At 66.0% G+C, this 22,679-nt stretch carries 21 protein-coding genes and 1 other RNA gene; 4 read left to right on the plus strand and 18 right to left on the minus strand.

All coding sequences use genetic code 11. The annotated features are described in order from the left end of the window. Positions 1-8 precede the first annotated feature (8 nt). The 12 genes from mraY to ACW179_RS20080 form a co-directional block, all read right to left on the minus strand. Positions 9-1,121, minus strand: a complete 1,113-nt coding sequence (gene mraY / locus ACW179_RS20025) for a phospho-N-acetylmuramoyl-pentapeptide-transferase (protein ID WP_492061402.1) — start codon at positions 1,119-1,121, stop codon at positions 9-11. Beyond that, positions 1,121-2,509: a UDP-N-acetylmuramoyl-tripeptide--D-alanyl-D-alanine ligase gene (locus ACW179_RS20030; protein ID WP_492061404.1), complete on the minus strand. Its 1,389-nt coding sequence runs from the start codon at positions 2,507-2,509 to the stop codon at positions 1,121-1,123. Before ACW179_RS20030 ends, mraY begins: the two co-directional genes overlap by 1 nt. After that, entirely contained in the window at positions 2,502-3,959 is a 1,458-nt protein-coding gene (locus ACW179_RS20035; protein ID WP_492061408.1) for a UDP-N-acetylmuramoyl-L-alanyl-D-glutamate--2,6-diaminopimelate ligase, read from the minus strand. Before ACW179_RS20035 ends, ACW179_RS20030 begins: the two co-directional genes overlap by 8 nt. Continuing rightward, complete coding sequence (locus ACW179_RS20040; RefSeq protein WP_492061411.1) at positions 3,956-5,731, minus strand: peptidoglycan D,D-transpeptidase FtsI family protein; 1,776 nt, start codon at positions 5,729-5,731, stop codon at positions 3,956-3,958. The genes ACW179_RS20035 and ACW179_RS20040 overlap by 4 nt, the downstream gene beginning before the upstream one ends. Further along, positions 5,728-6,183 carry a cell division protein FtsL gene (gene ftsL, locus ACW179_RS20045; RefSeq protein WP_492061416.1) on the minus strand — a complete coding sequence of 152 codons (456 nt, stop codon included), beginning with the start codon at positions 6,181-6,183 and terminating at the stop codon, positions 5,728-5,730. The genes ACW179_RS20040 and ftsL overlap by 4 nt, the downstream gene beginning before the upstream one ends. After that, a complete protein-coding gene (gene rsmH / locus ACW179_RS20050; protein ID WP_492061420.1) occupies positions 6,180-7,118 on the minus strand; it encodes a 16S rRNA (cytosine(1402)-N(4))-methyltransferase RsmH in 939 nt (312 codons plus the stop codon). Before rsmH ends, ftsL begins: the two co-directional genes overlap by 4 nt. Next, the gene (locus tag ACW179_RS20055; protein WP_492061423.1) at positions 7,115-7,579 is read right to left on the minus strand and encodes a division/cell wall cluster transcriptional repressor MraZ; all 465 of its coding nucleotides are present in this window, start codon (positions 7,577-7,579) and stop codon (positions 7,115-7,117) included. Before ACW179_RS20055 ends, rsmH begins: the two co-directional genes overlap by 4 nt. A gap of 499 nt (positions 7,580-8,078) precedes the next feature. Next, positions 8,079-10,859 (minus strand): pentapeptide repeat-containing protein, encoded by a 2,781-nt coding sequence (locus tag ACW179_RS20060; RefSeq protein WP_492061426.1) that lies wholly within the window; start codon positions 10,857-10,859, stop codon positions 8,079-8,081. A gap of 99 nt (positions 10,860-10,958) precedes the next feature. After that, positions 10,959-11,351, minus strand: an RNA gene (gene rnpB / locus ACW179_RS20065) — RNase P RNA component class A. A 176-nt stretch (positions 11,352-11,527) separates the two neighbouring features. Continuing rightward, complete coding sequence (locus ACW179_RS20070; protein ID WP_492061427.1) at positions 11,528-12,133, minus strand: FMN-binding negative transcriptional regulator; 606 nt, start codon at positions 12,131-12,133, stop codon at positions 11,528-11,530. Continuing rightward, positions 12,133-12,858 carry an N-acetylmuramoyl-L-alanine amidase gene (locus ACW179_RS20075; protein ID WP_492061429.1) on the minus strand — a complete coding sequence of 242 codons (726 nt, stop codon included), beginning with the start codon at positions 12,856-12,858 and terminating at the stop codon, positions 12,133-12,135. The genes ACW179_RS20070 and ACW179_RS20075 overlap by 1 nt, the downstream gene beginning before the upstream one ends. Further along, positions 12,855-13,748 (minus strand): DMT family transporter, encoded by an 894-nt coding sequence (locus tag ACW179_RS20080; RefSeq protein ID WP_492061431.1) that lies wholly within the window; start codon positions 13,746-13,748, stop codon positions 12,855-12,857. Before ACW179_RS20080 ends, ACW179_RS20075 begins: the two co-directional genes overlap by 4 nt. A 163-nt stretch (positions 13,749-13,911) precedes the next feature. Between ACW179_RS20080 and ACW179_RS20085 the strand changes: the two genes are divergently transcribed. Both ACW179_RS20085 and ACW179_RS20090 read left to right on the plus strand, forming a co-directional pair. Further along, positions 13,912-15,381: a flavin-containing monooxygenase gene (locus ACW179_RS20085; protein WP_492061432.1), complete on the plus strand. Its 1,470-nt coding sequence runs from the start codon at positions 13,912-13,914 to the stop codon at positions 15,379-15,381. Positions 15,382-15,580: 199 nt separating this feature from the next. Then, positions 15,581-16,243, plus strand: coding sequence for a DUF4760 domain-containing protein (locus ACW179_RS20090; protein WP_492061434.1), 663 nt, complete (start codon positions 15,581-15,583; stop codon positions 16,241-16,243). Positions 16,244-16,973: 730 nt separating this feature from the next. Here ACW179_RS20090 and ACW179_RS20095 read toward each other — a convergent pair. Genes ACW179_RS20095 through ACW179_RS20110 form a run of 4 tightly spaced genes read right to left on the minus strand, consistent with a single transcriptional unit; the run spans position 16,974 to position 19,878 of the window. Beyond that, the gene (locus ACW179_RS20095; RefSeq protein WP_492061435.1) at positions 16,974-17,492 is read right to left on the minus strand and encodes an SgcJ/EcaC family oxidoreductase; all 519 of its coding nucleotides are present in this window, start codon (positions 17,490-17,492) and stop codon (positions 16,974-16,976) included. 34 nt (positions 17,493-17,526) lie between these two features. Continuing rightward, positions 17,527-18,378: a helix-turn-helix domain-containing protein gene (locus tag ACW179_RS20100; protein ID WP_492061436.1), complete on the minus strand. Its 852-nt coding sequence runs from the start codon at positions 18,376-18,378 to the stop codon at positions 17,527-17,529. A gap of 17 nt (positions 18,379-18,395) precedes the next feature. Beyond that, a complete protein-coding gene (locus ACW179_RS20105; protein WP_492061438.1) occupies positions 18,396-19,049 on the minus strand; it encodes a DUF3052 domain-containing protein in 654 nt (217 codons plus the stop codon). Between the two features lie 4 nt (positions 19,050-19,053). Beyond that, entirely contained in the window at positions 19,054-19,878 is an 825-nt protein-coding gene (locus ACW179_RS20110) for a crotonase/enoyl-CoA hydratase family protein (protein ID WP_492061440.1), read from the minus strand. Between the two features lie 392 nt (positions 19,879-20,270). Here ACW179_RS20110 and ACW179_RS20115 point away from each other — a divergent pair, with 392 nt between their 5' ends. After that, a complete protein-coding gene (locus ACW179_RS20115) occupies positions 20,271-20,633 on the plus strand; it encodes a response regulator (RefSeq protein WP_492064361.1) in 363 nt (120 codons plus the stop codon). Positions 20,634-20,697: 64 nt separating this feature from the next. After that, a complete protein-coding gene (locus tag ACW179_RS20120; protein WP_492061441.1) occupies positions 20,698-21,312 on the plus strand; it encodes a pyridoxamine 5'-phosphate oxidase family protein in 615 nt (204 codons plus the stop codon). Positions 21,313-21,365: 53 nt separating this feature from the next. Here ACW179_RS20120 and ACW179_RS20125 read toward each other — a convergent pair whose 3' ends face one another. Beyond that, positions 21,366-21,869, minus strand: coding sequence for a DUF2199 domain-containing protein (locus tag ACW179_RS20125; protein ID WP_492061443.1), 504 nt, complete (start codon positions 21,867-21,869; stop codon positions 21,366-21,368). Positions 21,870-22,183: 314 nt separating this feature from the next. After that, complete coding sequence (gene dksA / locus ACW179_RS20130; protein ID WP_492061445.1) at positions 22,184-22,612, minus strand: RNA polymerase-binding protein DksA; 429 nt, start codon at positions 22,610-22,612, stop codon at positions 22,184-22,186. Positions 22,613-22,679 lie beyond the last annotated feature (67 nt).

The following is a 22,679-nucleotide window of genomic DNA, read 5'->3' on the forward strand; positions in this document are numbered from 1 at the left end:
CCGGCTCCCTAGCGCAGCTTAAGCGTGGCGAGGCCAACGAAGGCCAGCATCATCGCCACGATCCAGAAACGGATCACGACGGTGGATTCCGGCCAGCCCAGCTTTTCGAAATGGTGGTGGATCGGCGCCATCAGGAAGACCCGCTTGCCGGTCTTCTTGAAGTAGGCGACCTGGATCATGACGCTCAGGGCCTCGGCCACGAACAGGCCGCCGACAATGCCCAAAACCAGCTCGTGCTTGGCGCAGACGGCGATGGCACCCAGCGCGCCGCCCAGGGCCAGCGAACCGGTGTCGCCCATGAAGATCTTGGCCGGCGGGGCATTGTACCAGAGGAAGCCCATGCCCCCGCCGATGATCGCGCCGCACAGCACGGCCAGTTCACCGACGCCCGGCGCGAAATGCAGGTTCAGATAGTCGGCGAACTTGTAGTTGCCGACCAGGTAGGTGATCAGGCCGAAGGTGGCGGCGGCGATCATCACCGGCACGATGGCCAGGCCATCCAGCCCGTCGGTCAGGTTCACGGCGTTGGAGAAGCCGGCGATCGTCACAGCGGCAAAGGCCACATAGAACCAGCCCAGATTGATCACCAGCGACTTGAAGAACGGGAAGACCACGCTGGTTTCCATGCCCGGTGTCATCGGCGACTTGGGCGCGGCCAGGATCAGCAGCACGGCCGCCAGGATGGCGACGATGAACTGGGCGACCAGCTTCTGGCCGCTGGAAAGCCCCGCCGTGGTCTGCTTGGTGACCTTGGCATAGTCGTCCATGAAGCCCAGCACGCCATAGCTGCCCGTGATCAGCAGCACGACCCAGACATGGATGTTGCGCAGATCGGCCCACAGCAGGGCGCTGACGAACAGCCCGGCCAGGATCATGAAACCGCCCATGGTGGGCGTGCCCGACTTTTCCAGAACATGGCGGGCGATGCCGTCGGTGCGGATCGGCTGGCCCTTGCCCTGCTTGGCCTTCATCCAGCGGATGAAGCGCGAGCCCATGGCCACGGCCACGATATAGGCCGTCAGCATGGCCATGCCGGTGCGGAAGGTCAGATACTTCAGCAGGTTCAGCAGCGGCACGTGCTCCTGCCCGCGCGCCAGCCATTCATAGAGGAAGTACAGCATCAGCCCCGATCCCCGAGATCCAGCGCCGCCAGGGCCCGGGCGACGACCCCGGCCCTGGAGCCGTTCGACCCCTTCACCATCACCACATCGCCCGGCGCGATCTGCGCGGTCAGAAGCGGCGTTAACGTTTCAGTAACTTCCGCGTAGCCGCCACGCCGAGTCGGCGGAAGCGCCTCCCACAGCGATTTCATGTGGACGCCTGCAAGAAAAACCAGATCGACCTTGGCGGCATCCAGCGGGGTGGCCAGATCGGCGTGAAAACGGGCGCTGCCCTCGCCCAGTTCCAGCATGTCGGTCAGCACGGCGATGCGACGGCCGGCCACCTTGCGTGCGCCCAGGGTCTTGAGCGCCGCCTGCATCGACAGTGGATTGGCGTTGTAGCTCTCGTCCACCAGGGTAAAGGCGCCGCCGTCGATGGCGACGGTCTTCTCGGCCCCGCGCCCCTCGATGGGCTCAAAGGTCGCCAGGGCCAGCAGGGCGATCTCGCGCGAGACGCCCAGCGCCTCCAGCATCAGCAGCACGCACAGGCTGTTGGGGCCCCAGTGGACGCCGGTCTGCAGGATCGGGAAGCTGAAGGCCTCACCCCGCAGCACGACCGACACCGTGGCACCGCCGGGGTGGACGTCAAAGCCGGTCAGTTGGGCGGTGCAGTCGGCAGAGGAGCCAAAGCTCCACACCGCCGCGCCGGCCTTTTCGGCCTCGGCCTGCAGCAGTCCAAACCAGGGATTGTCGGCGTTCAGCACCGCCACGCCCTGCGGCTCCAGACCGGCAAAGATCTCGGCCTTGGCGCGGGCGACGCCCGCTTCGCCGTCAGCGAAGTTTTCCAGGTGGACGGGGCCGACGGTGGTGATCGCCACCGCGTGCGGGCGGATGAACCGCGACAGGGGCGTGATCTCGTCGGCGTGGTTCATGCCCACCTCGAACACCGCGCGCTCGGTGTCGCGGGGCATCCGGGCCAGGGTCAGGGGCACACCGATATGGTTGTTGTACGACTTGACCGAGGCATGGGCCTTGCCGGCCAGGCGCAGGCCGGCCTCGACGGCGCGGGTGACGCTGGTCTTGCCGACCGAGCCGGTGATCGCGCCGCGACGGGCCTGGGGCGCGCGCAGCCGCGCCGCCTCGCCCAGCCGCTCCAGCCCCCGGAAGGTATCCTCGACCAGCACCGCCGGCACGGCCACGGGCTTGGAGACCAGAGCCCCGGCCGCGCCCTTGTCATTGGTCTGGACCACGAACTCATGGCCGTCACGGACGCCGGTCAGCGCCACGAACAGGTCGCCGGGCTCAATGCTGCGGCTGTCGATGGAGACGCCGGTGGCGGAAAAGTCGGCGGTGGCCTGACCGCCCGTGGCGGCGGCGATCTCTTGCGAGGTCCAGAGGGGCTCAGACATCTGCCATCTCCAGCGCAGCCAGGGTCTCGGCCACATCATCGAAGGGGTGGTTGACGCCCGCGACCATCTGGCCCTGCTCATGACCCTTGCCGGCCACGACCAGCACGTCGCCTTCGACCAACTGGGCGGCGGCGGCGCGGATGGCGGCGCGGCGGTCGCCGATCTCGCTCGCGCCCGGGGCAGCGGCCAGGATGGCGGCGCGGATCGAACCGGGCTCTTCAGAGCGCGGATTGTCGTCAGTGACGATGGCCACATCGGCCAGGCGCGCGGCGATCTCGCCCATCAGCGGCCGCTTGGTGCGATCGCGGTCGCCGCCGGCCCCGAACACCACGATCAGCTTGCCGGCGGTGTGCGGACGCAGGGCCTCCAGCACCGTCTCCAGCCCATCGGGCGTGTGAGCATAGTCGACATAGGCCTCGCCGCCCCTGGCGCCGCGCCCGACCCGCTGCAGCCGCCCGGCCGCACCTTCGAGGCTCTCCAGCGCCTTGAGTACAGCGGCGGGGTCTTCGCCGGTCGCGATGCACAGGCCCGCCGCGACCAGCACATTGCTGGCCTGGAAGGCGCCGGCCAGCGGCAGGGCGATCTCGTGAGTTTCGCCCACGACCTCGACCACCAGGGTCTGGCCCTGCGGGGTGGGCGTGCGGCTGAGCAGACGAAGGCCCTGCCCTGCCTCGCCGACCGACACGACGCTCTGGCCCGAGGTGACGGCCGTGGCGGCGAACAGGGCGAAGGCCTCGCTGTCAGCGTTCAGCACCGCCGTGGCACCCACCGGCAGCAGGGCGTCGAACAGGCGCAGCTTGGCCTCGCGATAGGCCTCCATCGAGCCGTGATAGTCGAGGTGATCCTGAGTGAAGTTGGTGAAACCGGCAGCCTTCAGGGTCACGCCGTCAAGCCGGCGCTGGTCCACCCCGTGCGACGAGGCCTCGACCGCCAGGTGGGTCACGCCATCGGCGGCCAGACGGGCCATCATCTCGGCCACATCGGCGGCGTCGGGCGTGGTCAGGCCCGGCGGGGTCAGTTGCTGGTCGGGCTGGCCCGCTTCACTCACCACCACGCCCAGCGTGCCCATGCTGGCGGCCTTATGCCCGAGCGCGGCAAAAATCTGGCGGGCGAAGCCCGCGACCGATGTCTTGCCGTTGGTGCCGGTCACCGCGATGCAGGTCGCCGGCTGGGCGCCCCAGAACGCCACCGAGGCCAGGGCGTAGGCCCGGCGCGGGTCCTCGACCTTGATGGTCGGCACGGCGAAGTCTTCCAGTCCGACGGGGCCCAGTACGGCAGCCGCGCCAGCGGCGATCGCGCCCGGCGCAAAGGTCGCGCCGTCAACCTTGGTCCCCGGCAGGGCGGCGAACAGCGTGCCGGCCGTGACCTTGCGGCTGTCGGCGGTGACACCGGTGATGACCGGATCGGCCTCGACCGCGCGGTTCAGAATCTCGGAAAGACGCTTGCTCATAGTCCCGCTCCCGGGGCGGCCTTGGGCTGGCTTGGCAGCACGACGGCTTCAATCTTGCGTTGGACTCCCAGGAAGGGCGCGATACGGGCGATCACGTGGCCGGCAGCCGGCGCGGCCACCCAGCCGCCGGTCGAGAACCCGAAGGTGCGGGCATTGCCCTTGGGCTCGTCCAGCAGGATCAGCACGAAATAGCGGTCGGCCTCGACCGGGCCGTCGGTGGGGAACACCGCCGCGAACGACGAGACCTGCCGCTGGTGGTTGTAGCCCCGAATGGCCGGATCGTACTTCTCGCCGGTGCCGGTCTTGCCGCCGACCGAATAGCCCGGAACGTCGGCCTTGCCACCGCTGCCGATGGGATCGGCGACATTGGCGCGCATGATCTTGAGCATCTCGCGCGAGGTGTTTTCCGTCAGGGCGCGGGGGCCTTCGGGACGCACGCCGTCCGCCAGCTTCAGGATGGTCAGCGGCGGACGCGTGCCGCCGTTCAGCAGCGGCCCCATGGCCTCGGCCAGGGCCAGGGGCGTGACGTTCATGCCGTGCCCGAACGAGGTGGAGGCCACGGCGTCCTCGTTCCAGACCTTGGGGGTCAGGGGCCGGGCCGACTCGCGCAGTTCCACCTTGGCCGGCTTGGTCAGGCCCAGCAGGGCGAAGTACTCGCTCAGTCGCTTGGCGCCCACGCCCACGGCCAGCTTGGCGGTGCCGATGTTGGACGAGTGCTGGAACACCTCGACCAGGTTCAGCACAGCCCTGGCGGCGTGATAGTCGTGGATGGTGCGATAGCCCAGCTTGTAGGGCTCGCGCGCGTCGAAGGTGGAGGTCGGCGTGGCCACGCCGGTGTCCAGCCCGATGGCGACGGTGAAGGCCTTGAAGGTCGAGCCCATCTCGAAAACCGACGCGGCGGCGCGGTTCAGCTTCTGGTCGTCAGTGGCCTCGCCGGCCTTGTTGGGATCGAAGTCGGGATAGCTGGCCATGCCCAGGATTTCGCCGGTGTGGACATTGGTCACCACGCCCACCGCGCCCTTGGGCTGGAACTCCAGCGCCGCCTTGCGCAGCTCGTCTTCCAGCGCCGCCTGCACCCGCACGTCGATGGACAGGGCCGTGGCTGTGCCGACCTTGCCGCCGGGAACGGCCGCCGCGCTGAGGATCGCCTTGTCCAGCGCGCCCTCGGCGCCGGCCAGGCCCTTGCCGCCGCTGTCGACGAAGCCGACCAGATGGGCACCCGTCGCGCCCAGCGGGTACATCCGCCGGCCCTGCGCCTCGAACGACACGCCCGGCAGGCCCAGGTCGAAGATCGCGTCTTTCTGCTCGGGCGTCAGGCCGCTGAGCAGGAAGGTGCGGCGATCGCCATAGATCACCTTGTCCAGCCGCTTGGCCGGCACCTGGGGCAGCGCCCTGGCCAGCAGGCGGCGCGCCTCGGCCTTGTCCCAGACATCCTTGGGATCGACATAGAGGGTGTAGTGGGTCAGGTCGACGGCCAGCAGGCGACCGTCGCGGTCGACCAGATCGCCTCGCGCGCCCTCGGTCGAGGCCATGTAGCCATTGCCGCGCCCGGCGTTCGAGAACAGCGCCGAACTACCCGCGCCCACGGCCAGGCCGATGAAGCACAGGCCGAAGATCGCCATGATGAAGAAGATGCGGATGCGGGTGTCGTCTTCCGGCTTGGCCGCCGCCCGCGAGCGCTCGAAGGCGTGCTCCAGCCGCCAGACGCGCTCGATCAGCCAGCGCCAGGCACCGGGCTGAAAGCCGCTGGGTCCCAGATTGGCCAGGCTCATCGCAGCGCTCCGGGCGCGGCCGGTGCGGTCGGCGCGGCGGGGGCCGCATCGTCGGGCACGGCTTCGGGCGCGTCGGCGGCCAGGGCACCCGGCGCGACCGGAGTCTGAACAAGGGCCACAGACTTGGCCGGCGCCATGTTGCGCGCCACATCCACCAGGGCATCCTCGGTGGTCTCGCGCTCGGCGGGAATGGGAACCAGCCCCATGGCCACGGCCAGAGCTTCGATCCGGCGGGGCTGCTCCAGATGGGCGACCTCAGCCTGCAACAGGCGCTTGCGGCCCTTCTCGTCCTCGATCTCGCGCTCGATGCGGGCGATCTCGTTGCGTTCCTTGCCGGCCACGGTCTTGGCCAGATAGACGGCGGTGACCAGGGTCAGCAGCACGCCCAGACCCACCACCTCGACCACGCGAAAGCCGCGAACCCGGCGATTGAACAGGTCCGAGAGACTCACGAGGCGGCCTCCCAGATCGGGGCGGTCGTGCGGATGGCGGCGCGCAGCTTGGACGAACGGGCGCGCGGATTGACCGCCAGCTCGGCCTCGCCGGGCGCGATGGCCTTGTTGGCGATCAGCTCGTAGCTGGACGGTGCCCCGGCCGGGGCCTGCGGCAGGTGGCGCGAGCCGCCCGGCGTGCGCCCGGCCCGCTGCGCCAAATGGTTTTTGACAATGCGGTCTTCCAGCGAGTGGAAGGTCACCACCGCCAGGCGACCGCCCGGCTTGAGGATGCGCTCGGCGGCGGCCAGGCCGGCTTCCAGCTCGGCCAGCTCTTCATTGACCGCGATGCGCAGGCCCTGGAACGAGCGGGTGGCCGGATGCACCTTGGCGCCCTTGCGGCCGCCCAGGGCGCGCTCGATCACATGGGCCAGGTCCAGGGTGCGCTCGAACCGGCGCTCTTCGCGACGACGCACGATGAAGCTGGCGATGCGGCGCGAAGCATGCTCCTCGCCATACACATAAAGAATGCGGGCCAGCTCGGTGTGGTCCAGATCATTGACCAGGTCGGCCGCCGTCGGCCCCGTGTCGCTCATCCGCATGTCCAGCGGGCCGTCGCGCATGAACGAAAAGCCGCGCTCGGCCTCGTCCAGCTGCATGGACGAGACGCCGATATCCAGCACCACGCCATCCACCGACTGCGGCGCGAAATGCTCGGCCATCTGCGAAAAGCGGTCCTGGATCAGGCGAAAGCGATCGCCCGGCAGGCCTTCAGTGAAACGCAGGACGGTCGGATCGCGGTCGAAGCCGACCACGCTGGCGCCTGTGGCCAGGATGGCGCGGGTATAGCCGCCCGCGCCGAAGGTGCCGTCAATGATCGTCTCGCCCGGCTTGGGAGCCAGGGCGGCAACGATCTCGTTGAGCAGGACGGAGATATGGGGAGCAACCTCGGTCATGCGCCGCCCAGCCTTGCGGTGCGCTGCGAAACCCGCATGGCCGCCAGCCCCTCGCGGGCCAACTCGCGCTGCGCGGCGCGGTGGGCCTGGAAGGCTTCCCGCGACCAGATCTGAAAACGCTCACCCATACCCACAACCGTCACCCAATCACTCAGGCCGAACATGTCGCACAGGTGGTCGGGCAAGGTAATGCGACCAGCTGTATCAAACGACAGCCTGGCCATGCCGCCCAGCACGCTGGTCTCCAGCGCCGAGCGCACCGGATCGCCAAATTCCAGCTCCTCGATCACGCCCAGATAGCGGTCGAACAGGGCCTTGCCGCCCCCCTCCAGGCAGTCGAACTCGATGGAGGGAAAGCAGACCACGCCGTCAAACGGGCCCGAGACGGCGGCGCGGAAATCCTGCGGCACAACGATGCGCCGCTTGCTGTCCACCTGCTTCTCGAACGTCGAGAGAAACACCCCGCCAAACCCCTTGCGACCCACGCCAGCCCGCGAAATCCGCTCGCCCGTGACCAAACTGGGTTAACATGGGATGAACTGGGAAACAATGACACCAACGGCCATTTAGCCGTGAAAACAAAGATGTCGCACCGCTTCGTGACTTGCATGCACAAACCATCAACAGAACATACACAGAACTGTTAAGTGTTGGGGGTGCGGCGGGACGGCAGATCGCAATCCTGGATCGCCTTGGAGCGTGATGGCTTTTCTCGGAAGCCTTTTCAAATCCGCTCATCCGCGCGAAAGCGGGGACCCAAGCTGAGCGAGCGCGTTCCGAAAAGTGGGAACCGGTTTTCGGAATGAAACGCGCGCGAAAACAAAAGACGAGAGCGGGTGATCTGATTCCATCAGATCGCAACCCGCTCTAGCGGAGCGTTTACCGGGCACACGGCTTGGATCGCCGCTTTCGCGGGGAAGAGCGGAGTCGAGAGTCGATTCCGACTAAACGCGACTTGCTCTAGCTGATCTGGAAACGCCGCTTCACTGCCAGGCCGAACAGGAAGAGCAGCAGGGTGGAGACAATCACCTGCACCATGGTGGCCACACGCAGCCCCAGCAAGATCGCGGGATTGTGGGTCAAGACCTCGATCAGGGTTTGGGGGACAGTGCCCGTGGAGATCTTCGATGATCCCGCCGCCTGAGGCGGCTGGGGCGTTTCAGGCAAAGCCACCTTCGGCTTCGGCGCCTCGATGGTCGAAAACGGCTTGAGGGCCGACAGCGCCACCCCCTGCCCTTCAAAGGCAAAGCTCTGCGTCACCAGCGGCGTAAACCGCCCGGTCACCAGAGACGCGCCCCACACCGCATAGAGATAGCCGCAAACCGCCGTCAGCAGCATCAGGGCCGCCAAGGGCCGCCAAAGGCTGGAGCCCAGGTCGGACAGCAGCCCATAGGCGGCGCCGAAGCCCTTTTCCCAGAGGTCGACATCGCTGCGCGCCAGCCGCGCCCGAAGCTGAAAGCGATAATAGCGCTGCATGCGCAACTCATCCTGGGCCTTGCCCATGGCGATCTTGAGCGCTCGGCTGCCGGCTTCCAGTTGGCGAAGGCGTGCATTACGGCCGACGTCCTTGCGGCTGCCCCCTACCAGCATCCAGGGCTTCACAAGGCGCCGCCTTAGCCGGCGAAACCAAAGGGAATTGGAACGAAAGGTCAGAAGCCCTCTAAGCGCCGCCATGCGGACGCGACGGGCCTTCTGCCAACGCCGGAGCTGTTTCCCCAGCGATACAGCCGGCCAGATCTGCTCGCGAAAATAGGCACGCGCCGCAAGATCCTGCCCATCGGTCAGCAGTATGGCCTTCTCGAACTGAGTCTCGACGAAGGCCGCCGCCAGCCGCCCGCCCTGATCTGGCCCCACCGCATCGGAAAAATCCGCGAGGGCCATGAATTGGGTCTTGTGGAAAGCGCCCGCGAAGTGCCGGTCCGGCCAGTCAATCGCCGCGCTGAAGCGAACGGAACTCTTAAACAGAGCTTCCTCAAAGCTCACGGGACCCGAGAACCGGCCTGTAAACCAAACCCTCTTTTCGAAAGTTGCGCTGTAGAAGCTGGCGTCGCCTAAGAAGGTTGCACTCTCGAAACGGGCTACGCCTGAGAAGGTTGCGCTGCCGAAGCGGGCGTATTTGAAGGTTGCGCTGTCGAAACGGGCGTCGCCTGAGAAGGTTGCGCTGCCGAAGCGAGCGTATTTGAAGGTTGCGCTGTCGAAGCGGGTGTCGCCTGAGAAGGTCGCGCCGTCGAAATCAGCGATGCCTGAGAAGGTTGCGCTGTCGAAACGGGCCTCATGTGAGAAGGTTAAGCTGCCGAAGCGGGCGTCTTTGAAGGTTGCGCTGTCGAACCGGGCGTCGCCTGATAAGGTTGCGCTGTCGAAATCGGCGATGCCTGAGAAAGTTGCGCTGTCGAAACGGGCCTCTTTTGAGAAGGTGGCACTGCCGAAGCGGGCGTCGCCTGAGAAGGTTGCGCTTTTGAACCGGGCGTCGCCTGAGAAGGTTGCGCTGCCGAAGCTGGCGTATTTGAAGGTTGCGCGGTCGAAGCTGGCGTAACCTGAGAAGGCTGCGCTGCCGAAGCTGGCGTAGGCTGAGAAGGCTGCGTCGTCGAAGTCGGCTTCGCTTGAGAAGGTTGCGTTGTCGAAGCGGGCGTCGCCCAAGAAGGTTGTGCTGTCGAAGGTAGCGTTGCCTGAGAAGGTAGCGTTGTCGAAGCCGGCGTTGCGCAACAAGGTTACGCTGCGGAAGCGGACGTAGCTAGCGAAGGTTGCACTGCCGAAGCTGGTGTAGCCTGAGAAAGTTGCGCTGTAGAAGTCGACATCGCGCAAGAAGGTTGCGCTGCCGAAGCTAGCGTTGCCTGAGAAGGTGGCGCTTCTGAAGCGGCTGTCGCCTGAGAAGGTTGCGCTGTCGAAGCGGGAGTCGCCCAGGAAGGTTGCGCTGCCGAAGCTAGCGTTGCCTGAGAAAGCGGCGCTGATGAAACTAGCATAGCCTGAGACGATTGCGCTGTCGAAGCGGGCGTTGCCTGAAAAGGCGGCGCTGTTGAAGCTGGCGTAGCCTGAGAAGATTGTGCTGGCGAAGCTGGCGTCGCCTGAGTAGGTGGTGCCGCTGAAGCTGGCGTCGCTTGAGAAGATTGTTCTGGCGAAGCTGACGTCGCCTGAGTAGGTAGCGCCGTTGAAGCTGGCGTCGCCTGAGAAGGTGGCGCAGCCAAAATCGGCACCCTTGCCGAATATGGCCTCTCGAAAATCGCCATCGCCCATAAAGGCCGTTCGGCGACAAGACAAAGACACGAGGCCTTCCCCAGCTTGAGGGCGGACGAGGCTAGACCCAAGCACGGCCCCGTCCCAAAGCGCCCGGCCGTCGTGGCCTTCCGGCACCCAGATGTAGTCCTCGCCCTCGTATCCAAACGCCCCAGGCATCTCAATTGCCACCGTCAGCCGCGCCGTCAGCAGGGCTTTTAAGGCGCTCCATTCCACCGCCTCCAGACCAGCCTTCCAGCTTTCCGCCCCATCACGCCCGCGCGGCGGCAGGTGGGCCAGATGCCACCAACTGCCATCAAGCTCGACCAGTTCGCCCGTGCGTCTCATGACCGCGTCGCTGCGGACATGGCCCGTAATCGGGTCATGCCTCCAGTAATCCTGCAGCGTCACCTCACCGAATTGGCCGCCGCCCCGGATGGTCTTCCCCGCCAGCCCGTCCCAGCTGTAGTCCTCAGCAAACCACTCGCGCCACCAGCGCGCCTGCCGCTGTTCCAGGGTTTCTTCCGCCATCACTGCCCCGCTGCGCCCGACGCGCGGGGCGTGAGCGGCTCACCCTAGCGCAACCTGCGGCAAGGCCAAGCTCGCCCTCGTTGCCGAGAGCGAGCCAGACGGACCAGACGGTCTATAAGCCGGGTTCTGTGCCACCCTTGCCCCGAAGGCCAAGAGCGCGACGATCATTCCTCTGGACCGCCCATTGCTGGACGGTTCTCGCGACCTACCCGGACCCTTCTCAGCCAGTGACGGCCTATCCGACGCGAGGTCGGCGCGGGGTCCCTATTCGGTCTTGCTCCAGGCGGGGCTTGCCATGCCGTCCCTGTCGCCAGGTCCGCGGTGGGCTCTTACCCCACCCTTTCACCCTTCCCGCCCCGTAGGGAGGAGGTTTGCTTTCTGTGGCGCTGTCCCTGGGATCGCTCCCGGTGGGCGTTACCCACCGCCTTGTCACCGTGGAGCCCGGACTTTCCTCGACCCTCTTGCGAGGACCGCGACCGCCCGACCGTCTGGTCCGGGACGGTGTTTGACGGGGCAAACCCCCAACGTCAACTTACATCCGCTCTGCCCGGCGAAGGCCGGGGCCCAGATTCAGCCTGAGCGTCTGGGGATGACGCGCCATCGGCCTTGCAGAGCCATGCACGCCTCTGGGTTCGATCTGGGTCCCGGCTTTCGCCGGGAAGAGCGGATTAGGGTGTGTTGCCCCGCATCGACCCCGCCAGCGGATGCTCGCCCAGCCCCTCGGCCGCGCCCAGCCGATCGGCCTGGCTCTTGTTCTGCGACAGCTTGAAGGTCCCCTCCAAGCGGTCGACGAACAGACGGCCGCCGATGATGCCGCGCAGCATCGCCTCGAACTTGCCGGGGGTCATCTTGTGGCGGGTCCAGAGCGGCTTGGGCGCCAGGCGCGCCTCTTCCTGCTCTGACAGGTCGTCAAGCTGGGCGATCAGGCCGGCCTCGTCCAGCACCGCCACCGAGCCCTCGGCCTCGACGGAGAGATAGTTCCAGGTCGGCACCTGGTCGGCGCTCTCGTACCAGTCGGGGCTGACATAGGCGTCGGGGCCGGTGGCCAGGGCGACGGCGCGAAAGCCCTGGACCAGATGCGGCGCCAGGAGGTTGCCGCGCGACAGGTGGAAGTCGATGACCAGCTCGCCCTCGATCTGGCGCACCACAGCCGGGGCCTGGGCCACCATGGGGCGGTCGCCGACCGACGCGGCCAGGGTCATGAACGGATGCTGGCGCAGGAAGGCGAGCAGGGTGTCGCGATCCTCGACCTTGAACGCTCGCGCCGGGTGCATCAGTCGCCCGCCCGCAGCAGCCCCACCAGCCGGGCGCGGGTCTCGCCGTCGGCGATGCCGTCGAAGCGGCTTTGCAGCCAGTGGCGCTGGAAGGCGCCGACCACGGTGGCGGTCCAGTCGTCATACTTGCCGGTCGGGGCGCAGTCATAGCCCAGGCGGGTCAGGCCGGCCTGCAGGGCGAAGACCCCCGTGCCCTCCTCGCCCACGCCCAGCGGCGCGCCGGGCGACGGCGGCGGCTCGATCCACAGGCCGTGGCCGGATTCCGCGAGACGCTTCCACGGGAAGAGCTCGCCCGGATCAATCTTGCGGGCCGGGGCGATGTCGGAATGGCCCAGAATACGCGAGTCCGAGATCATCCAGCGCGAACGGATGTCGGCCAGCAGGTTGATCACCGACGCAATCTGCGCGTCGGGAAAGGCGCGATAGCCGAACTCGTGGCCCGGATTGACGATCTCGATGCCGATCGAGGCCGAGTTGATGTCCTTGACGCCCTTCCAGAAGGCCGCCCCGGCGTGCCAGGCACGGCGCTCCTCGGCCACCAGGCGGAAGATGCGGCCGTCTTCCTCGACCACATAGTGGGCCGAGACCTTGGCCTCCGGGTCACGCAGCCGCTCGATCGCGCCCTCGCCCGTCTCCATGCCGGTATAGTGCAGGATCACGCAGTCGGGGATCGCCTTGCGGGCGTCGAAATTGGGCGACGGGGCCTCGATGAGGGGCAGGCTCATTGAATACGGTTCCGGATCGACATCAGCAGCGGCATCACCTGGTTCTTGCGCAGGGCGATGATCAGAACGCCTAGCAAAGCCAGGGCCGCGCCGACAGCCATCCGCAGATCGAAATGATCATGGGTGATCAGCACGCCCAGGCCGATGGTCATCAGCGGCGTCATCAGGGTCAGGGGCGCGATCAGATTGGCTTCATAGCGCTGGATCAGTCCGTAATAGGCCGTGTGGCCCAACACCGAAACGATCAGGGCCGAGAACACCACGGCGGCCACAAACGGCCAGCCGGCCTGGAGTGCGGCGCTTGCCGCCTGGGGCTCGGTAAAGCTGCTGAGCGCCAGCAGCGGCCAGACCGAGGCAAAGCCGACCCAGGCCTGGAATTGCAGGGGCGCGACGCCCTCGACCTGCTTCATCATCACCGCTCCCAGCGAGCCGGTGAAGGCGGCGGCGGCGATCAGCCAAAGGCCGGCCGAAAGATGCAGGCCGGTCGGGCTCCACATGACGATCACCGCGCCGGCCAGGGTCAGGGCAATGCCCAGACCGCGCTTCCAGCGGATGCGCTCGCCCAGCATCAGCATCGACAACAGGGTGGTGAAGGGCACGCCCAGCTGGATGATCACCGAGGCCGCCGAGGGCGACGCGGTCTTCAAGCCCATGAACAGCAGGGCGAAATTGCCACCGCCCATCAGCAGGGCCACCAGCAGCACGCGCCACAGCGGCCGCGGGGCAGGCAGCAGCCAGGGCAAGGTCAACAGGGCCACCAGGCCAAATCGCACCCAGGCATAGAACAGCGGCGGCACGCCCCACTGGGCGACCACGATCTTGGAGACGATATTGCTGCTCGCCCAGACGAAGCAGATCAGGACCAGCAGGCCGAAGTCGCGCAGGGACATGGTTGCACCGCATACGCCCCGATCCGGCCCCGCGCCAATGAAAACCGACGCGCCGCAACACGGCGAAGGTTGACCTTGGCCCGAAACCGCCGTCTCCTCCTGAACAATGATCAGATAAAAATCTCCGGAACCAGCCGGAGGTCGGTCAGGGACGGAAAACGCGATGAAAACCGAACATTTCGACGTTCTGGTGGTGGGCGCTGGCCTGTCGGGCATCGGCGCGGGCTGGCACCTGCAAACCCACTGCCCCGGCAAGACCTACGCCATCCTCGAGGGCCGCGAGGCCATCGGCGGCACCTGGGACCTGTTCCGCTATCCCGGCATCCGGTCGGACAGCGACATGTACACGCTTGGCTACAGCTTCAAGCCGTGGAAGGCCGCCAAGGCCATCGCCGACGGGCCCTCGATCCTCAACTATGTGCGCGAAACCGCCGCCGAGCACGGCATCGACCGCCACATCCGCTATGGCCACCACGTCAAGGCCGCCCGCTGGTCCAGCGACACCGCCACCTGGACGGTCGAGGCGCTGCATGACGGCCGGAGCGTCAGCTTCACCTGCGGCTTCATCTATATGTGCGCCGGCTATTACAACTATGCCTGCGGTTACATGCCCGACTTCCCCGGTGCCGACACCTTCCAGGGCCGCATCGTCCATCCCCAGCAGTGGCCCGAAGACCTCGACTATACCGGCAAGACGGTCGTCGTGATCGGCAGCGGCGCCACCGCCGTCACCCTGGTGCCGGAAATGGCCAAGACGGCGGCGCATGTGACCATGCTGCAGCGCTCGCCCACCTATGTGGTGTCACGCCCGGCCGAGGACGGCCTGGCCAACTGGCTGCGAGCAAAACTGCCGGCCATGACCGCCTACGGCATCACCCGCTGGAAGAACGTGCTGCTGCAGCTCCTGTTCTTCAACATGGCCCGCAAGAGCCCGGAAAAGACCAAGGAACGCCTGCTGGCCCTGGTCCGCGACGAGCTGGGCCCCGACTACGACATCGCCACCCATTTCACGCCGCGCTACAATCCCTGGGACCAGCGCCTGTGCCTGGTGCCCGACGCCGACCTGTTCGCCTCGCTGAAGTCGGGTGCCAGCTCGGTGGTCACCGACCATATCGACACCTTCACCCCGACCGGCATCAAGCTGAAGTCGGGAGCCAGCCTGGACGCCGACATCATCGTCACCGCCACGGGTCTGCGGATGCAGCTGCTCAGCGACATGCAGGTGGTGGTCGACGGCCAGGTTCAGGACCTGTCCAAGGCCATGAGCTACAAGGGCATGATGTTCAGCGACGTGCCGAACATGGCCTCAGCCTTCGGCTACACCAACGCCTCCTGGACGCTGAAGGCCGACCTGACCAGCGAGTATGTCTGCCGGCTGCTCAATCACCTGGACCGCACCGGCGCGGCCTCCTGCACCCCGCGCGTCACCGACCCGGACATGGAGCATGCGCCGTGGCTCGACTTCTCGTCAGGCTATGTGCAGCGGGCGATGGAGAAGTTCCCCAAACAGGGCACCAAGGCCCCGTGGAAGGTCCACCAGAACTACGCGCTGGACCTGCTGGCCCTGCGGATGGGCAAGATCGAGGACGGGGTGATGGAGTTTGGCCGGCGGCGGGTGGGGGTGGCGGCGTAAGGGGGGCTGATTCTTCGCTGCGCTCCATGCGGTCGACTGCCCGTTCAATAAGGGCAGAGCAGCTATGAGCCGGGCTCTAAAACAAGGACGCACTCAAGTGCAACTTGACACTCCTAAGAAAAAAATTCCCATAGTCTTGAACCGTGACTAGAGGCAGCCACGGCAGAATGTCCGCCGCTGCTTGCTGAAGGCACACCCAATGATCCGAGCTGTCGTTGAGAAAATTATCCGAGCTGCCGTTGAGAATCCGACAGCACTAGTCGCCACGATCGGCATCTGCGTCACCGTTGTTCTCTATTTGCACGGTGCTGAACGTAATCGAATGGACGCAACGTTCAAGGCATTGGAGCTGCTTCAAGCCAAAGACGCCCGCGAGGCGCGTTTCGGACTCCGTGACTTGCTAGGTCCCGCCGCCGCGCACGGTGGCGACTTTTCGAAAATGAAGTCCGAAGACCGTGCGACGGTATCGAGCGTAATGCTCATGTTCGGCTTTATAGCAGCCTTGGCTCGCAACCATCGTATTGAATTGAATATCTTCTTTGATGCGTTTGCTTCGTCGGTAGTCGTCAATCATGAACGCCTGCGCTCCTACTCCAAATGGCGAAACAGCTATCGTACGTACCGAGATGGAACACTCTGGAAGGACTTCGATTGGCTCGCGGAAAAAGCAAAGCGTTATCTTGCTATCCGTGGGGAGCCCAACGCTCTTCGTCGGATCGCAGTCCAATTAGGTGCCAGATACTCAACCGATGGGATTGCAGCCCTGGAGGCCAGCGCTCACGCACCGCTCCCCCAATCCCAATCCCAGTCAACGACCGATCAAGGCGGGGGAACATCGCTGGAAAGCAAAGCAGGCGGCTGAGGATAAGGCTTGTCCGACAATCACCGTCAATTCCTTCTCAGCTTCAAACGCATTGAACCAGATTGGTCGCCAATCGATCCACCCGAAACAGCGACACACGTTCTTTATCGGCAAACGGAAAATCGTCCGTCGATAAAGACCAAGCGCACCCATTCCCCCCAACACCGCCAAGAACAAGCATCCCCCCGGGATGCTTCCCCGCCCTGAAACCCTTGGTGGAATTGGAGCTCTGGGGTCTGGCCGTGTCAATGACCGGCCAGAGGCCGGCCGCGCGCGGCGGCGCGGCGCGCCGTCATTGACACGGCCTGAACCCAGAGCAAGCTCGCCTCCAAGGATTTAAGGCGCTGTGTGGGCCTGGGTGAGTGTCAACTTCCACCAACGCCCGTCATTCCCGCCCTTGTGGCGGGAACCCCTTTATCGGCCGCAGGTGCAGGAGGGGCGAAGTGCGCGCGCACTTCGCTGGCGCTTCAGGTAGCGGAAGACACAGGGCTCCCGAGCCAAAGGCTCGGAATGACGAGCGTTTTGGGGGAACGGCTGTCGCCGTTTTGATCCTGCCCTGTCCGGACACGGTGTAACCCCTCACCCTCCCACCGCTGCGCGGCGGGCCCCGCCCTCTCCCTCTGGGAGAGGGAAATTCGCGCTATCCCCGTTCTCGCACGGGCATGGACCACCAAGACCCCAGCAAATTCAACGCCCTGAAACCTGCCACTACCGTCACGATCGTGCCCCCCTACCCCTTGGGCATCCGGAGCACCGGGTCATTGTTGGCGGCCTGGGGGTTGATGATGGTGTTGTGGCCGTGGATCAGCAGCCAGCGGCCGTCGCGCTTGACCGCCGTCAGGGTCAGCCGGTCGTGGGCCTGGGGCATGCTGTTGCCGTCGGGCGTTTTGTAGGCGTCCTGGATCATGGTCACCACGGCCAGGGCGACGCCCGGCGCGATGGCCCGAGCCTGCGTCGAAACCAGGGTCTGTTTGCAGTCCTTGAAGATGGTCGACAGGAACAGCCTGTGGGCGAAAGCCACCTGCTCGCGACCGCGCCAGTGCATGCCCACCACATTGACCCAGCTGGCGTCCGGCCAGAAGTGGTCGGCATAGGCGTCCGCGTCGGTCGCATTCCAGGCCGCGATCAGGGTCTTCACCAGCCCCTCGATCTGGACCACGCCGTCATCGGCAGTCGCCGCTTCAGCCCCGCCCGCAACACCCGTCATCGCCATGCCTCCCAAGGCCAAAACTCCGCGCCGTCCAATCATTTGCCCTACTCCGCCGGTCAAGATTGCGACCAGGCTAGCGGGACGGCCCCGCTGCTGATTGTAGATTTCCGTCAGCCGGCACCACGATTTCCCGCGCCGGGGCCATGGCCGCCATCAGGCGTTCGGGGGTGTCGCCGGCCAGGGCCTGGAACTCGTGGATCATGTGGGCCTGGTCGACATAGCCGGCGGCCTGGGCGACGCCGGCCCAGCCGGTCTCGAGCCCGTCGGTCTTCAGGCGCAGGGCCTCGCGAAAGCGCAGCACCCGGGCATAGCGCTTGGGCGACACCCCCACGGCGCGGGTGAAGCGCCGCTCGAACTGGCGCTCGCCCAGATCGACGGCCCGCGCCAGATCGGCCACGCGCACCCCGCCGTGCAGGGCGGTCATCCGCTGCGCCGCCCAGGCGACGGGATCGGGCGGCCCGTCCGGAACCCGGGTCAGCAGCCAGTCCTGGGCGATCCTGACCCGCGCGGCCAGATCCGGCGCGGCCTCCAGCCGCTCGGCGATCCGCGCCACCTCGGGACCCAGCACGTCACCGGCGGCAAAGGCCTGATCAGTCAGGGCCGCCGTCGCCGCGCCGAACAGGGCGCAAAAGCCGGTCGGGGTGAACTGGATGGTGAATAGCCGCAGGGTCCCGGCCAGCATCACATCGACCCGCCGATAGGTCTGCAGGCCCACGAGCACGGCATCGGGCGCCGTCTCGACCGCCCCGCTGGCGATCTCGCGAACCCGATAGCGGTCGGCCAGATAGAATTCGAGGAACTGCTCGGTGCGGGCCGGCAGGGGCCGCAGCACCACCGTGGCGTCCAGCCGCTGAACCCGCTCCTCAAAGGCCTTCACAAAGGGGGCGAGGTGGCGGGAGGGTCGCTGGCGCCGAACCGGAAACATCGCCCCTCCCCCGCCCCTTAGTCTTCGTCGTCGAAGCCGGCGTCGTCATCGCCGACAGGCGCGGCGGCGACCGGCGGCCCGGCCTTGCGCTTCACAAACCGCAGGGCCGAATGGGTCTTGGAGAAGCTGCACACCTTGGTGTCGACCAGCCCCTGCTCGCGGGCGGCGGTCAGGATCTCGGTATCCTTCAACGGCGCGCCCTTGCCCTTCTGGGCCACGATCCAGATCGCGCCCTTGGGCCCAAGCCCGCCGATCAGGTCTTCCAGCTGGTCGAAATCGGCCAGATCCTCGACGCCCAGGAACAGCAGGTCGATGTTCTCGTCAGCCTCGACCGGTTCAACGCGGCCCGAGAGCTCTTCCAGGAACTCTTCATCCTCAAGCGCCAGCACAACCACCGTCTGGCCGGGCTTGACGCCCAGCTTGTCCAGCCGGCCGGGCGGGTTGAGGATGGCATGCAGCCACTTGTCGGCCTCGCCCGGCTCCATCTCAAACCGGGTGCCGTCGTTCAGCACCAGGTCGTTGCCCTCAACCTTGATGTAGCGCAGGGCATGGCCCTGATAGATGCCGCGATGGGCCCCGCGAAAGATCAGCTTGGGGAACTCCCACAGCAGCTTGCCCTCGCAGTCCCCGTCCGACAGGTGGCCCCAGACGCCGCGCGCTTCCTTGCCCATGACCTCAGGCGCCCTTGAAGACCGGGGCGCGCTTTTCGAGGATCGCGTCGACGCCCTCCATGTGGTCCTCGGTGTGGTGGGCGATGGCCTGGGCCGCCGCGCTCATCTCCATCAGGGTGTCATAGCTGGCGGTCGTGCCGTGCTTGAGCAGGCTCTTGGCCATGCGCAGGGCGTGGGGCGGCTGGGCGGCGATGCGAGTGGCCAGGGCCATGGCTTCGTCCATCAGGGTGTCGGCCGGCACGGCCTTGCTGATCAGGCCCCATTCGGCGGCCTTGGCCGCATCGATGACATCGCCGGTGAACAGCAACTCGGCGGCGCGGCTCATGCCGATAGTGCGCGGCATCAGCCAGGCCCCGCCGTCGCCGGGGATCAAACCCAGCTTCAGGAAGGTGACGCCGAACTTGGCGGTGTCGGCCCCGATGCGGATGTCGGTCATGCAGGCCACATCGCAGCCCAGGCCGATGGCCGCGCCGTTGACGGCGGCGATCGACGGGACCTCCAGGCCGTAGATGGCGCGGACGATGCGGTGGATATTCTTGCGATAGCCGTCGCGCACCTTGACGCCATTGCCGCCGAACGCGCCCTCGCGGGCCTTCATTGCCTTGACGTCGCCGCCGGCCGAGAAGGCCCGGCCCGCGCCCGTCAGGATCACGCAGCGGATGTCCTGGTCATCATTGATCGCCTCGCAGGCGGCCGCCACCTGGTCGCCGTCGCCCGGCGCGCCCAGGGCGTTCATGGCGTCCGGACGGTTCAGGGTGAGGATGGCGATGTGACCGCGCTTCTCGGTCAGAATGAGCGGAGAGGGAATCACGGGGGTGTCTTGCGACATGGGCGGGCGCTCCTGCGGACTTTTTTGTCTGCATAGCGCGGATTGGCCCACCGCGTCGCCTCTACAGGTTGTTCGGAGCATGCGGAAAACCGCAAACCCCGCGCGGGCGAACCCGATTTGAGTGGAGGCAGATCTTCCCGGCCAGGACGGCGCGAATAGTCTACCCAACCAGAACGTCGCGCAATGGTTGCCTGTCGATGGCGGCTCGCAACTCGCGGAAAATCGGGAAATCCAGTCTGTTTTCAGTCGAGCCGGCGAACCGCGTCTGCCTTGACCACGGATTCTGCGCGATTTGAGCCTGTGAGCACCTGCAACATCACGAAAAAGCGACTAGCGTGAAGCTCTATGTCAGCGCTGAAATCATCAAGGGACGAAAAAGAAGGCTGCGGCAAATGACCGTGCACATAAAGACCCGACATGCGCTGATCATCGAGGACGAGATCTTGATCGCCTTCGAGGTAGAAGCCCTGCTGGCTGAACAGGGCTTCACGAGCTTTGACATCGCCGATTGTCCGGAAGACGCCCTCGCGCTCGCGCTCGCCCGCCGCCCGGATCTGATCACCGCCGACTATCGTATCGTGGGCGGCACCGGCGTCGAGGCGGTCGAAGCCATCCATCGACGCCTGGGCGCGATTCCCGTGATCTACGTCACCGGCAACTCCGACCTTCTGCTGGGCCGCGAGCCACCGGTGGTGGGCAAGCCGATCTCGCCGCGCCGCCTGGCCGAGGCCTGCGCCCGGGCCTTCGCCTCGTAAAGCGGCTTTCGCCGAAGGCCGCCGCCCCCTAACCTGATGGCAGGTCACAACAGGGGAGCGAGGCATGACGACCATCGACAGCCTGGAGGCTCTGGAAGCGCTCTATTCAGCAGAGCCGGCCGCGGCTGCCATGGCCAAGGTTTCCAGCCACATCACGCCCCATTACCGCCAACTGATCGAGGCCTCGCCCTTCGTCGCCCTGGCCACGACGGGACCCGAGGGCCTGGATTGCAGCCCGCGCGGCGACCGGCCCGGCTTTGTGCGGGTGGCCGACCCCAGGACCCTGCTCCTGCCCGACCGGCGCGGCAACAACCGCATCGACAGCCTGCGCAACGTGATCCGCGACCCGCGCGTAGCCCTGCTGTTCCTGATCCCCGGCTCGGGCACCACCTTCCGCGTCAACGGCCGCGCGGTGCTCAGCAACGATCCCGACCTGCTGGACAGCTTCGCCATCGACGGTGCCGCCCCGCGCACGGTCATGGTGATCACCGTCGAGGAGGCCTATTTCCAGTGCGCCCGGGCCATCGCCCGCTCGGGCCTCTGGAAGGCCGAAAGCCAGGTTGATCCCGCCTCGATCCCCTCCCCCGGTGCCATGCTCGCCGCCGTCACGGCCGGCGAGGTGGGCGGCGAAGGCTATGACCGCGAGTGGCCGCAGCGGGCGGCGCAGACGATGTGGTGAGGTAGGACGGGGGCTGTAAAGGGCTGTTCAGGATAGTGAGCTGACCGCGCGCCTTAGTGCATGTAGGCTGCATAGAGCTCCGCGACACGCTCTACGGTAATCCCGTTCCGTTGCTCAACGGCGAGCGGATGGTCGGTCGGCTCAAGTTCGATGTAAGGCCGCTGACCTCCGTCCCTCAGATGTACCTTCGCCTTCAAGTTCTCGGTGTCGGGATATGTCATAACCGCTGCCGATAGCCAGCCGAAAAAGGGGCCATTCGGCGCTCTAAGCTGGCAATCGAAGAGTGCGTCAAACTCCTCAAAACTCTCGCGGCTGAGCGAGACCCACACGCCCCAAATGAACGGATCGGCGACGCCTTCAACAGGCAGTTCTATGCAACCACGAACGAAAAAATGAGCGCCATCAATGACGCACATGTCGGACGACAGCTGGCAACGCGTTTCGCGCTCGTCCTCCGGAACGCCGTAATAATAGAGGGGGGCCTCGGCGCTGAAGCCCGGCATGCCTTCGTGCCATTCTTCGCAACCTACACACTTGAAGCGGAACAGATCGGTCATTTTGGCCCTGTTGCGAAAGGCTCACCGCCATAGCGCGGGCTTACGCTAGCCGACCTTATGAGTGCCCGCCAAGGGTGCAAGACTAACACTGCCAGATCCTCCACCTCTGGGGGAGGTGGCCCGGAGGGCCGGAGGGGGCAGCGCGGCGTTCGCCCAGATGCCCCCCTCAGTCGCTCCGCGACAGCTCCCCCAGAGGGGGAGCATCTTGGGCCCGCTCAGCGGCGAAAGTCGGCAAATACCCTCGCCGCCCAAACAAAAGCGGCCCCGGGCTTTCGCGCGAGGCCGCTTGAAAACACATAAGCCGGTGAAGGCCGTTAGTCGTCGCGGTGGACGCGTTCGCGGCGTTCGTGGCGTTCCTGGGCTTCGAGGCTCAGGGTGGCTGTCGGACGGGCTTCCAGTCGGGCCAGGCCGATGGGTTCGCCCGTTTCCTCGCAATAGCCGTACGAGCCGTCCTCGACGCGGCGCAGGGCCTGGTCGATCTTGGAGATCAGCTTGCGTTGGCGATCGCGGGTGCGCAGTTCAAGCGCCCGGTCGGTTTCCGAAGACGCGCGATCGGCCAGATCGGCGTGATTTTCGGTTTCTTTCTGGAGATGGGCGACCGTTTCGCGGGATTCGCGAAGGATCTCCTCTTTCCACTCGTTCAGCTTGCCCTTGAAATACTCAAGCTGACGCGGGTTCATGAACTCTTCGCCCTCGGAAGGACGATAGCTCTTGGTATCGACTAGAACAGTGGCCGTTTGCATTAACGCCTCACGCCCCGATGAACTCAGCCCTGGTCAGGCCGGGTGCTTATACCAAAACAATAGCCGC

Source organism: Caulobacter sp. AVps18 (assembly GCF_058681425.1).